Genomic DNA, 12,762 nt, shown 5'->3' with positions numbered 1-12,762 from the left:
CAGATGCCGGCGGCTCTTGATATATGTTCTTGGAATTAGGACGCAGTATCGCGATACTCCTGAGGGGTCATGTTTATTTCTCTTTTGAAGAACCGGCCAAAGGAAGTCGCTGAATCGAAGCCGACTTTTAAAGCGATTTCCTGAATCTTCAGCTTAGAGAACTTGAGCAGATCGCAAGATCTGGACAAACGAAGCTCAGCCGTGTACTCCGAGATGCCTTGTCCGGTCTGCTGCTTGAACAGCCGGGATAAGTAGGTCGGATTGAGATAGACCGTTTCGGCGAGCCGAACAAGCGAGAGGTCCTCATCCAGATGATTGTCGATAAAAGCCTTCAGCTTGGCGATCAAAAGATGTGTTCCCGCTTCGCTCTCTTGATTGCGGACTTGAAGCAAGCGGGTGATGATTGCTCGTAAGTAGTCTAATGCGCCTTCCCAGGAAGAATGAGCTTCTAAGGAGATGAGCTTCTTAGGCCAGTCCTCGGGGAAATCTTCTTTGCGCGGCTGTTGGTTAATGGCGGATAGCAGCATATAAGCGACGCCATTGTACATCTCGTACAGGAAGGGATGATCGCCGGTCAGCTTGCGGGATAATTCCGCGAGCTCATCAAAATCGTGCAGCAGACGGTTTTCCATCGCGAGGTCCGATGTTAACAGCTGTTTTAAACGGCTTTGGGCCTTGATAATCGCTTCGCCGGCCGGAGGACCGCCGGTCGCAAAATGATAGTTAACGACATCGGTCAACAGCATTTCTGTCCGTTTGCCATATCCGTAGAACATCATTTGCTTAAGCTCGGAATACTTCAAGTAAGCGACATTCCAATCAACGGGCTCGGAGCTGGCGATTAATGACACAGGCAGTTTCAAATATTGCTTGCTGGCGGATTGGATCATCTCAAGCTGGCCTAAGACGAACCTGACCCATTGCCTGCTTCCGCGCTGCCAACGGTCATCCGGCATAGGCTGAACGAAAGTGATCATCGCGTTTGATTCGAGCATAACACTATGGGCACGGCAGCCCGACCAGAACTCGCCGGCAATATTTTGGAGGGCGTAATACATAAGCGTTTTGTCAGTATCGGAATGGGAAGGATTCCAGCTGTCGAAACGGGAGACAAGCAGAAGAGAAGGAGAGGATGCATTAATTGGAATTTGAAGCTCATCCAGCTTCTCTTGTTTGACTGTAGAAAGACCGTGGATCAGCTGTTTGACATAATCTCGCTGTAAGGAAGCGAGTGACTGCTGAAGCTTGTCTTTGGCTTGTTCGATCAAGCGAAGCATCTCGCCGGAGCGGGACAATTCGTTAATGGCTTTCTGAATGGCCTCCAGAATGGCTTCATCCCCGTCCATCTTGAGCACATAATCCACTCCGCCATTGCGGAATGCCGTCTGGATATAATTAAAATCATCATAACCGGATAAGAAGACCACCTTGCAGTGAGGCCATTGCTCCGAGATTCTGGCTTGCAGCTCCAGACCGTTCATGCCCGGCATGCGAATATCCAATAAGGCGATATCGAAACGAAGCAAGCCGAACAGCCTTAACGCTTCTTCCGCAGAATGCACGCCGTATACGTCGAGTTCGAATGGCGCTTCTTCCGTCAGCAGCTGCTTTAAACCCCTGACGATAATAGGCTCGTTATCTACGATTATGAGTCGATGCATCCGTAAGCTCCCCTTTGAGTGGAATGATAATGGTCAAGCGCAAGCCGCCGAGCGCTCCGCGATCCGCCCGCAGCCCTGCATCTTCGCCAAAGCTGAGCCGGATGCGCATTTGAACGTTACGCAGGCCCTCGCTATCCGATTTGTATTCGGAATTAGTCAGCAAAGAAACGATATGGCCTAATTTCTCGTTGCTCATTGCGCCGTTATCCTCGACTGAGATTTCGGCATGATCTCCGCAATCCTCAAACGCAATCATCACAAGCCCTTCTTCGATCTGATCCTCAAGCCCATGCTGGTAAGCGTTCTCGACTAAAGGCTGCAGGAACAGCTTAGGGACATGCAGCTGGTGTAGCCGCTGAGGAGCTTCGCCGAAATAGACTCGAACATGATCATCAAATCGGATGCCTTGGATAGCCGCGTAAGAACGGCAGAACTTAATCTCTTGCTCCAGCGGAACGGAGTCCGCATTCTTGGTTACGTATTTGAAATATTCGCCAAGATGCTTGGAGAAAGCGATGACTTTGTCATTCTCGTGAAGCTTGGCAAGCCGGTACAAATTAAAGAAGCTGTTGTACAGAAAATGCGGGTTGATCTGGGATTGAAGCTGTTTAAGCTCTGCCACCTTGATTTGATATTGGTGAACATACGCCTCGTTAATAAGGTCCTGCAGCCTCGATACGGTTCGGTTGTATTGCAGGTATAAGTAATTGAATTCATCCCTGGAGCGGTAGTTTAGACGAAACGAAAGATCGCCTTTCTCCAAGCCCTTGAATGCGCCTACCAGACGTTTAAGAGGGGTATGAATGACCTGATAGAGCTGATAAGAGAAGAGCAGAATCAGCAGCGGAGCCGCAATGCAAATACTCCATAACCAGTACGAATATTGCTTGAGCGGGCCGATGAAGCTATTTTCATCTACGAATATAGCCAGCGTAAGTCCTAATTTGGCAGATTTCTCATAGAAGCCGTAATAGGTGGCGTTATCCTCCTTAAATATGTCGTAGCCGCTCATGCTGCCGGCATCCAGCTGATGATGAAGGAGAGACTTTAGTTCGTCCCGATTGGCAGGAACGCTGCCGCTTGTTTCATTCCAGGTAAAATCATCGCTTATAAGCATCGCTCCGCCGTTCCCGTCAATCAGGAAGCCGGATAGCGAATCCTTGATCGCATGACTGGATATTTCAAGAGCAATCGTGAAGCCTTCGCCAATAGGCGGTCGGTTCGGATAAGGCAGACTCATCCACAGGTGATTCCGGTAGGCAAGAAAAGGGGATTCGTACGTGTTCGCCATCTGGTTCAAGGCAGCAGCCTCTTCCGGATTCAGATCATTAAAGGATAAGGCTGATATTTTGCGGTTGAGGGAAGGGATATTTACGAATGCATCTTCCACATAAGGGCTCAGGTTTTTCAGAATGAGCAGTTTTTTCTGGATATTCATGATCGTTTTCGTGTACTGTTCGCTCGACATGATAATGGAGGAGTAGGCGAGATTGAGGATATCGTCGTCAAGCGTATATTGCTGCTGCAGCGTCACGAGGGGACCAAAGTCATCCTCCAGAGCATTCATATAATAATTAACCTTCGCTTGCATGGACCCGGTTATTTCATTTCTTACCAAGCGTTTGCTGCGAATATTGATGAGGAGACTGATCGTGACAAAGGGAATGATGATGACCAGAAACGTAAGTACAAGCTTGGGGTAGAGAGTCAGCCGCCGCAGGATGTTCACCTTGCACCTTCTTAAGGAGAGTTTTTCTTAAGTATAACTTGTAAACGCATTCTTTCAATGGACGTTCTTTAGGAAGTAGATAAATGTAGATAAGAAGTTGAGAGCGGAAGATTGCTTGAAATAAAAGAGAGCATGGACGCTGGTTCGTCCATGCTCTCTATAACTGAACGGCTAATGCTCCTGACGATAGATCTTTGGGGACATCCCGTAAAGCTTATTGAACTGGCGGGTGAAATAATTGCTGTCGTTAAAGCCGCTTTTATAGGAAACCTCCGTAATCGGTAGGTTGGTAGTCTTAAGCAAATGGCAAGCATGCTCCAGACGGAGACGCAGCAGATAGGCGAAGGGCGTCGTTTGGTAATAGGATTGGAAAATCCGGTTCAAATGCCTGACGGAAATACCCGATTTATCCGCGATCTGTTCCCGCGTAAGCGGCTCAAGATAGTGATCCTCCATAAAGGAGATGGCATTGGCCAAATGCATGAAATTGCTTTGAATGCCTTCCCGGTCCTGATTCTCGTATTGCCTGGACAAATAGACGACAAGCTCCATAAAGCGGGAGCGAAGCATGGTTTGATAGCCTTGGAGCTTATCCGTATATTCCTCAATCATAGAGGCGACGAGAGGGGAGACATACTCCAGGCTCGAGATTGGCAGGCTGAGTTTGCTGGTAAAGGGCTGGATGTTCCGGTAAAACGGCTCCAAAACAAAAAGCGCCTGATAGCCGATGGACGTTCTAAGGTCAGGTCCGGCTGAATTTAACAGATCAGGGCGGTACATAATGTTGCAAATTCGAAAGTCATGCGGATCTTTGTAGGCATGCGAGGTTGCCCCGTCGATCACAAATACGTCCCCCTTTTTAATAAAAGACGCCTCTGTATTTACGATATGGGTGGCATTTCCGTTCAATACGATAACGAGCTCGGAAAAATCCACATGGTCATGAAGATACATGTCCTCATCATGTCCGCCGTACCCGATATAGAACAGGAATTGCTCGTCGGATGTGAACCAATTCAAATGAACGCTTCTCATAGGAATCCCCTCTTACAAGTTGACTGAATGGTTTGATGTCCTAATCATGCTATTTTAAGACCCTAAAATCAAGGATTAAGGATAATTTCATCCCTTATAATGCTAGAGGAACTAGAAAACGCATAAGGAGTGGTACAGATTTGTCCGTCATATGGCAACGCATCGTTCGTCAAAGATATCTTTATTACATGTCAGTCCCGTTTGTAATTTTTGTGTTTCTTTTTAGTTATTTGCCGCTATGGGGTTGGACCATGGCTTTTCAGCAGTTTAGGGTAGGCAAGTCCTTCTTTGATCAGAAATGGGTCGGGTTCGATAACTTTCGGATGCTGTTTCAGGACGACCAGTTCTTTAATGCGCTGCGGAATACGTTAGCGATGAGCTTCATGGGGCTCGTTGCAAGCTTTACTATACCGATCATTTTCGCTGTTCTCTTAAATGAAGTACGCCTCTCTTTTCTGAAACGCTTCGTACAGACCGTTTCGTATCTGCCGCATTTTGTCTCGTGGGTGGTAGTGGCGGGAATCGTTACGAAGATGCTTTCGGCGGAAAACGGAGTGGTTAATCAGCTTCTGGTCAGCCTGCATCTTATCCATGAGCCGATTCAGTTCATGGCGAAGGAAAATTTGTTCTGGTACGTGGTGACCAGCGCTGATATTTGGAAAGAAACGGGCTGGAATGCCATTATCTATTTGGCCGCCATTGCAGGTATTGGTCCCGAGCTGTATGAAGCCGCACGCGTTGACGGTGCAAGCCGGTTGCGCCAGATTTGGCATATTACGCTGCCGGGGATTCGTTCCACGATTATCATTTTGCTCATCATGTCCATCGGTCACCTCGTCAGTATCGGATTCGAGAAGCAGTTCCTCCTTGGCAACAATCTGGTGAAGGAGAAATCGGAGGTTCTTGATCTGTACGCTCTAAATTACGGTTTGGGAATGGGACGATATTCGTTTGGTACCGCGATTAACATCTTTAATTCCGTCGTTAGTCTGATTCTGTTATTCGTCGCTAACGGCATTTTCAAGAGAATGACCAAAGAGAGCATTATGTAAGGAGGTTTGGAATGGTGAAAGCTCGTTTCTCGCTGTCGGAACGACTATTCGATGTGATTGTCTACGTTACCATTTCACTGGTAGCGGTCTGTACGCTTTATCCGTTTCTGAACGTGCTGGCTATATCGCTTAATGAATCGACCGACACGGTAAGGGGAGGCATTACGATATTTCCCCGTCATCTCACGTTTGACAATTATTCGTTGATCTTCTCGTTCGCAGGGCTGCTTACCGGACTTAAAATCTCGATGCTGCGGACGATAGCGGGTACGTTATTTGGACTGATCAGCTCCTCCATGCTGGCCTACGTGCTGAGCCGGGTAGACTTTGACGGACGTAGGATTTTATCCATGTTTCTTGCTCTTACGATGTATGTATCCGGCGGACTCATTCCTTTCTACCTCTTGATGCGCGACATGCATCTTATCGGGAGCTTCTGGGTGTATGTGCTGCCGGGACTCGTAAGCGCATTCAACGTATTTGTCATTCGCTCGTTTATTGACGGGCTGCCTTATGCGCTGCAGGAGTCGGCCAAGCTGGACGGAGCTAATGATTTTACGATTTACTGGCGCGTTATTCTTCCGCTAATGACTCCCGCACTAGCAACGATAGCGTTGTTCCTGGCGGTTGGCCAATGGAATTCATGGTTTGACACGTATTTGTATAACGGTTCCAAGGAAAATTTGACTACTCTGCAATTCGAGCTGATGAAGGTTCTGCAGAGCACGCAGGTTGGCACGAGCGGCCAAGAGGTGAATGGCCTCAACATGAATCAAGTGTTGAACCGGATCTCTCCCGAATCGGTCAAAATGGCTATTACCATCATTGTTACCGTACCGATTCTGCTGGTCTATCCGTTCCTTCAGAGGTATTTCGTTACGGGCATGACGCTTGGCGCCGTGAAAAGTTAATGGATGGGCTGACGGTATTTGCAGGACAACCTGTTTATACAATAAATGAATCTTACATGGGGGTATACAGATGGCAAAAGTAAGGGAAATGTCGAAGCTGGGCATGGTCTTCACGCTCGCGGTGGGCGTATTGGCGGGCTGTTCGGGGAACAACGGCAACAACAATGCTGTAAGCGGCAACTCGGGCAGCGTGCAGGAAAATGATACATCTCCGGTTACCTTCTCCTTTTTTAGCGAGGATCCGAATCCGAACTGGAGAAAAATGCAGGATGACGTGGGCAAAGTAATTACGAAGCAAACAGGGGTTACCCTGGATGCCGAATTCGCGGTTGGCGATCCCGCACAGAAGGTAGCGCTCATCGCAACCAGCGGGGATTACCCGGATCTAATTAGCCCGAAAGGCGATCTGAACAAACTAGTCGACGCGGGGGCTATGCTGGATTTAACCGATTTAATCGACAAGTATGCTCCGAATCTGAAGAAGCTGTTTGGCGACCAAATGAACCGTCTTCGTTACAGCAACGATGACCAGTCCATCTATGTCATTCCGACTTACTCGGCCGTGGACGGCAAAACCTTCGTTGCGGGGGGAGGATTCGAGCTCCAGCATCGCGCGGTGAAGGAAGCGGGTTATCCGGCAATTAAGACCCTTCAGGATTACGAAAATGTAATCAAGTCCTATCTTGATAAGCATCCGACGGATGAGAACGGGAACAAAAATATTGGCCTGCTTCTCAATGCGGATGACTGGCATACGTATATTTCCGTTACGAACCCGGCAGCCGAAACAACGGGCAAGTCGGGTGACGGGGAGTATTATATCGATCCCGAGTCGAATGAAGCTACCTATCATTACCGGACGGAAGGCGAGAAAGAGTATTTTAAGTGGCTGAACCATATGTATAATACCGGTTTGCTGGATAAAGAAAGCTTTGTTCAGAAGAACGACCAGTATTTGGCTAAGGTTGCATCGGGACGGGTAATTGGCCTGATTGATGCGGACTGGGGTTATGCAGACGGTGAAAAATCCCTTAAGACGGATAAGAAGCTTGACCAAACGTACGGGCATTATTCCGTTATGTTATCGGACAGCTACAAGGACAACCGCTTCCAGTCGACCGGCTTTATGGCAGGCTGGGGAGTCGGCATTACGACCTCGTGCAAGGATCCGGTACGGGCGATTAAATTCCTCGATTATTTGGCATCCGAACAAGCCCAGGTTCTTAACAATTGGGGCATTGAAGGCAAACATTACACGGTGCAGGACGGCAAACGCGTCGTTCCAGAAGACGTGCAGGATCGCATTATCAATGACAACACGGCATTTAGCCAGGAATCGGGCATTGGCTTCTATTCCAATCTAGGCGCGCATTACGGTGACGGCGTTAAGGATTCGACGGGCAACTACTATACGAAGAACTTCCCGGAACAGATTATGGATACCTATACAAGCGCCGATAAGGAAACGCTGAAAGCCTATAACGCGACAACCTGGAAGGACCTGTTCCCGCAAGAAGAGGAATTCCCGGTTAAAGCCTGGGGCGCTGCCTGGAATATAGCTGTACCGGGTGATGATGAAGTCACAATTCTCGGCAATAAAATGAAGGACATCACTTGGAAGCTGATCCCGCAGGCTATCATGGCGAAGCCGGAAGACTTCGATAAGAAGTGGGACAGCTACCAGAAAGAGCTGATCGATGCCGGCGTCGAGAAAATGGAAAAAGGCTTTACGAAATACGTTCAGGATCGCGTAAAGCTGTGGAGTGAATAAGCCTTAAATTCGCAGAATGAGTAAATGAAGCAACGACAAAGGGAAAAGTCGTGGTAATGCCGCTTCTGGCAGCTTTACTGCGGCTTTTCTTCTAAATAGCGGATAGATTAGGAGAGCATACGTATGCATTATAGCAATCCCGTTATCAGCGGGTTCCATCCAGACCCTAGCGTCTGCCGGGTTGGAGACGATTATTATTTGGTAACAAGCTCGTTCGAATATTTTCCGGGTGTACCCCTATTTCATAGCAAGGATTTGGTCAATTGGGAGCAGATGGGGCATGTCTTGACGCGGACCGAACAACTGGATCTGAGAAAGGCATGGAGCTCCGGCGGAATTTTTGCGCCAACCATACGGCATAACAAAGGAACGTTCTACATGACGACTACAAACGTGTCGAGCGGAGGCAACTTCTATGTCTATACCGATGATCCCAAAGAGGGATGGTCGGATCCTGTATATGTCGACCAGCCGGGCATCGATCCTGATCTGTTCTTTGACGAGGATGGCTCCGTGTATTATACAACCTCTCATGATGCTATGGGACAAGGCGCGTATCAGAGCAGAATTGACATGAAGACAGGGGAGCGCCTGTCGGAAGTGAAATTGCTGTGGAAGGGGACTGGCGGTCAATACCCGGAGGCTCCGCATATCTATCGGTTCGGGGAATGGTATTACCTGATGATTTCCGAAGGAGGCACGGAATATGGGCATATGGTAACGATTGCGAGGAGCAGAAGACCGGACGGTCCTTACGAGGGTTGTCCGCATAATCCGATCCTCTCCCATCGAAGCTTATTAAATCCGATTCAAGCTACGGGGCACGCCGACTTGATTCAAGGACCGGAAGGCAGCTGGTGGGCCGTATTCCTGGGCATTCGACCGGCCGGTTATCCGAACCATCATTACCTCGGAAGAGAAACCTTCCTGGCGCCTGTCACTTGGACCGAGGATGCCTGGCCGGTTATTGGAGATAACGGAACCGTTGGCGTGACGATGCCGGCAGGCAATCTGCCATTGCAGCCTAGACCTGATGATGCGGCGAGAGAGCATTTCGAAGAGACGGTCCTTGCGCCGTGCTGGAATTTCCTTCGTTCTCCCGATCCTAAGAATTGGTCGCTTTCAGAGAAGAAGGGCAGTCTGGCTCTATACGGCTCCGAGGTTACGTTGAATGACATGGGGGTGCCTTCGTTTGTTGGTCGTAGACAGCAGCATTTTTCATGCCGGACAACCGCGCATTTAACGTTTGCTCCGCAGCAGGATGGTGAAGAAGCGGGTCTTACGGTGTTTATGAACGAACGGTTCCATTACGAGATTGCGATCAAGCGGATTGCGGGTGAGCGGAAGCTTATCTTCAGCAGAAGAGTCGGCTCGTTATGGAAGATTGAGAACGAAATGCCTTGGCCGGGTGACTCCATTGTACTGAGCGTAGTTGCGGACAAGACTCATTATGTCTTCGGCTTCGCAGCAAACGAAGAAGAAAAACCGATCCGGTTTGGTCAAGGGGAATGCAGGATGTTGGCCACGGAAATAGCAGGCGGGTTCACGGGCGTGTTTATTGCGATTTATGCAACAGGCAACGGCGTACGTTCTACCTCACCGGCTTATTTCGACTGGTTCGATTACCAAGCAACCGAGTAGACCATTTAGGAGAGTGACAAATTGGCAAGCGACAAGACATACCCGTATTGGAATCCCGAGCTTCCTCTTGAGGACCGCGTGAACGATCTGATTGCGCGACTGACGCTGGAAGAGAAAATCGGACTTATGCCGCAATACCAGATGGAGGTTGAGCATCTTGGCATACAGGCGTACAAGCATGGCACAGAAGCTGCTCACGGGATCGCCTGGCTGGGGGAGGCGACAAACTATCCGCAGCCGATCGGCCTTGCCTGCACGTGGGACAAGGGGCTGCTTAAGCGAATCGGAAGTGCCATAGGCGACGAAGCGCGGGGATTTTACAAGCGCAATCCGAATCATAACGGGCTGACCTTGTGGGCTCCGACGGTTGACATGGAGCGCGATCCGCGCTGGGGCAGAACGGAGGAAGCGTATGGGGAGGATCCGGTTCTAGCCGGGAAATTAACCGCCGCGCTGACGCAGGGCATTCAGGGCGATCATCCCTTTTATCTGAGGGCTGTAGCCACGCTGAAGCATTTTATCGGCAATAACAATGAAGTGGGCCGGGGCGACGCTTCGGTGAGTCTCGATCCGCGAAATATGCGCGAATATTATTTGAAGGCGTTTGAAATTCCGTTTAAGGAAGGCGGTGCCTTGTCGATGATGACGGCTTATAACGCAATTAACGGCGTGCCGGCCAATCTTAGCCGAGACGTCATCGACATCGTCAAGCGCGAGTGGGGAATGAATGGTTTTGTTGTCAGCGACGCGTTTGATGTAACAGGTACCGTTAGAGATCATCATTATCTAGAATCGTTAAAGGAAGCTGTCGCCAGGTCGATCCGAGAAGGTGGCATCGATAGCATTACGGACGAAGCGGACGTTGTGACTGGAGCCATTCGCGAGGCGCTTGATGATGGTCTTCTCACCGAAAACGATCTTGATGCAGCTCTTCGCAACACTTTCCGCGTCCGCTTCCGTCTCGGGGAATTTGATCCGGCAGAACGGAATCCTTATGCGGGTATCGACGAGTCATCAATCTTGAGGCCAGCGCATGCGGAGCTGGCAAGAGAGGCTGCACGGAAGGCTGTCGTACTGCTCAAGAACGACGGCGGCATCCTTCCGCTGCAAGCGGATAAGCTGCGCAAGGTCGCGGTTATTGGCCCGCTCGCAGATACGGTGTACCGGGATTGGTACAGCGGGACACTGCCGTATGTCATTACGCCGCTCGAGGCGATTCGCAAGCAAATGGAGTCGGCGGGGAACAAGGTGCACACGGCGTACGCCGAAGGAACCGACCGCATCAAGCTGAAAGCAATCAGAAGAGGGCGTTACGTGCAGGTAAGCGGCGATGAGAAGGCGACACTGGCAGCTGCGGCAAAGCTCTCGGAAGAAGGAGATGTGTTCCGCGTTACAGACTGGGGTTGGGGCAGCCATACTCTGATCTCGGAAAAGAATGGCCGTTATCTGACGACGGATGATAAAGGCGTTTATGCGTCAGCCGATCAAATATGGGAATGGTTTACGAAGGAAGTATTTCACATTCAACCAGCGGACGACGAAGGTGCTCTGGCAACGATCTCGACCTGGAACGGAACACCCTTGACCGTAAACGATGTAACAGGGGCTTTGCTTGTTGGAGACGGCAATGCGGCAGAGACCGCCAACGCCATTAATGTAGGCGGAGCGGCAGAAGCAGGCGGTTCTGAAACAGCAATAACGGCGGAAACGTTTGCGTATGAAAACGTGACGAATGGTATAAATGAGGCAGTTGAAGCAGCGCGTCAAGCTGACGCAGCGGTCGTATTTGTAGGCAATCATCCTTTGATTAACGGTAAAGAGACGATGGACCGGCCGGATATTACGCTGCCGGCCTCGCAAGAGAAGCTGGTGCTGGAAGTGCTAGCGGCAAATCCGAATACAATTGTCGTGGTTGTTGGCAGTTATCCCTTTGCCCTGAATACCATTGCAGAGAAGGTGCCGGCGATTCTGTATACATCACATGCCGGTCAGGAGCTCGGCAGAGCCGTGACGGATGTGTTGTTCGGCGAAGCCAATCCGGCGGGGCGCGTGAACATGACCTGGTACAAGTCGGTCGATCAACTGCCGCCGTTCATGGACTACGACATTATCCGCCGCGGCCGTACGTATCAATATTTCGAGGGAGAGCCGCTGTATCCGTTTGGACATGGCCTCTCTTACAGCGAGTTTCATTACAAAGACATTAGACTTTCAGCCAGCCAGGTTGAACTTGGAACATGCTCAGAAGTAGAGATTTCCTGTTCCGTGACCAACGCCGGCAACCGAAGGGGAGAAGAGGTCGTGCAGCTCTACGTGCGTGCCGGCCAATCGCGAGTGAAGCGGCCGCGTCTGCAGCTTGCCGATTTCAAACGGATCGCATTGGCGCCAGGCGAGACGGTGGATCTGACGTTCCGTTTATCGCTTGAATCATTGGCCATCTGGGATGTGACGCGCGAGCGCTTCTGCGTGGAAAGCGGAGATTATTCCGTTCTACTTGGCGCATCTTCCTCGGATCTGCGGATGGAGGGCAAGCTTGCGGTTGCGGGGGAGACAATTCCTCCACGCGATCTCGCCAAGCTAACCCGGGCAGCGAACTATGACATGTACGAGGGAATTCATCTAGGCGAATGCGCCGAAGGCGGCAGCGCTGCCGCCGTAAGCGGGCACACGGGCTGGATTGCCTTCTGCGATGCGGAGCTTGGCGAAGGCGTATCCGCCTTCGAATTCCGGGCGGCATGCACGGAAGACGCGTCTATCGAAATCCGGTTGGACGCCTTAGGCGGTCCGCTTATAGGCAGCTGCTCGATCCCTGCCGGTGCGGCACAAGCATGGGGAACCTTCTCTTGCGGAATGTCTATGGCTGGCGGGCGTCATGATGTATATCTGGTTCTGAAGGGACGGCTGTCAGTAGCCTGGTTCCGTGTTATAGCTTAAGAGTAAAGCCCCACCGGAATCGGTGGGG

At 50.4% G+C, this 12,762-nt stretch carries 8 protein-coding genes; 5 read left to right on the top strand and 3 right to left on the bottom strand.

Annotation, left to right across the window (positions count from 1 at the left end; translation table 11 throughout):
* Positions 1 to 35 precede the first annotated feature (35 nt).
* From M3194_RS01860 to M3194_RS01850, 3 genes are all read right to left on the bottom strand, one after another.
* A complete protein-coding gene (locus M3194_RS01860; protein ID WP_251651322.1) occupies positions 36 to 1,661 on the bottom strand; it encodes a response regulator in 1,626 nt (541 codons plus the stop codon).
* A complete protein-coding gene (locus tag M3194_RS01855; protein ID WP_251651321.1) occupies positions 1,636 to 3,390 on the bottom strand; it encodes a sensor histidine kinase in 1,755 nt (584 codons plus the stop codon). The genes M3194_RS01860 and M3194_RS01855 overlap by 26 nt, the downstream gene beginning before the upstream one ends.
* Positions 3,391 to 3,561: 171 nt before the next feature.
* Complete coding sequence (locus M3194_RS01850) at positions 3,562 to 4,425, bottom strand: helix-turn-helix domain-containing protein (protein ID WP_251651320.1); 864 nt, start codon at positions 4,423 to 4,425, stop codon at positions 3,562 to 3,564.
* Positions 4,426 to 4,613: 188 nt separating this feature from the next.
* On the opposite strand from M3194_RS01850, the gene M3194_RS01845 reads away from it, so the two are divergent.
* From M3194_RS01845 to M3194_RS01825, 5 genes are all read left to right on the top strand, one after another.
* A complete protein-coding gene (locus M3194_RS01845) occupies positions 4,614 to 5,477 on the top strand; it encodes an ABC transporter permease (RefSeq protein WP_251652092.1) in 864 nt (287 codons plus the stop codon).
* An 11-nt stretch (positions 5,478 to 5,488) separates the two neighbouring features.
* Positions 5,489 to 6,388, top strand: a complete 900-nt coding sequence (locus M3194_RS01840; protein WP_251651319.1) for a carbohydrate ABC transporter permease — start codon at positions 5,489 to 5,491, stop codon at positions 6,386 to 6,388.
* A gap of 70 nt (positions 6,389 to 6,458) precedes the next feature.
* Entirely contained in the window at positions 6,459 to 8,159 is a 1,701-nt protein-coding gene (locus M3194_RS01835) for an ABC transporter substrate-binding protein (protein WP_251651318.1), read from the top strand.
* A 123-nt stretch (positions 8,160 to 8,282) separates the two neighbouring features.
* Positions 8,283 to 9,800: a glycoside hydrolase family 43 protein gene (locus M3194_RS01830; protein WP_251651317.1), complete on the top strand. Its 1,518-nt coding sequence runs from the start codon at positions 8,283 to 8,285 to the stop codon at positions 9,798 to 9,800.
* A gap of 21 nt (positions 9,801 to 9,821) precedes the next feature.
* The gene (locus M3194_RS01825; RefSeq protein ID WP_251651316.1) at positions 9,822 to 12,734 is read left to right on the top strand and encodes a glycoside hydrolase family 3 protein; all 2,913 of its coding nucleotides are present in this window, start codon (positions 9,822 to 9,824) and stop codon (positions 12,732 to 12,734) included.
* The last annotated feature ends 28 nt before the right edge of the window (positions 12,735 to 12,762 follow it).

Origin of the sequence: Paenibacillus glycanilyticus, assembly GCF_023715145.1 — a bacterium.
Taxonomy (GTDB): domain Bacteria; phylum Bacillota; class Bacilli; order Paenibacillales; family Paenibacillaceae; genus Pristimantibacillus; species Pristimantibacillus glycanilyticus_A.
Note: the sequence above shows the minus strand (reverse complement) of the source record. Positions and strands in the feature narration are given on the sequence as shown.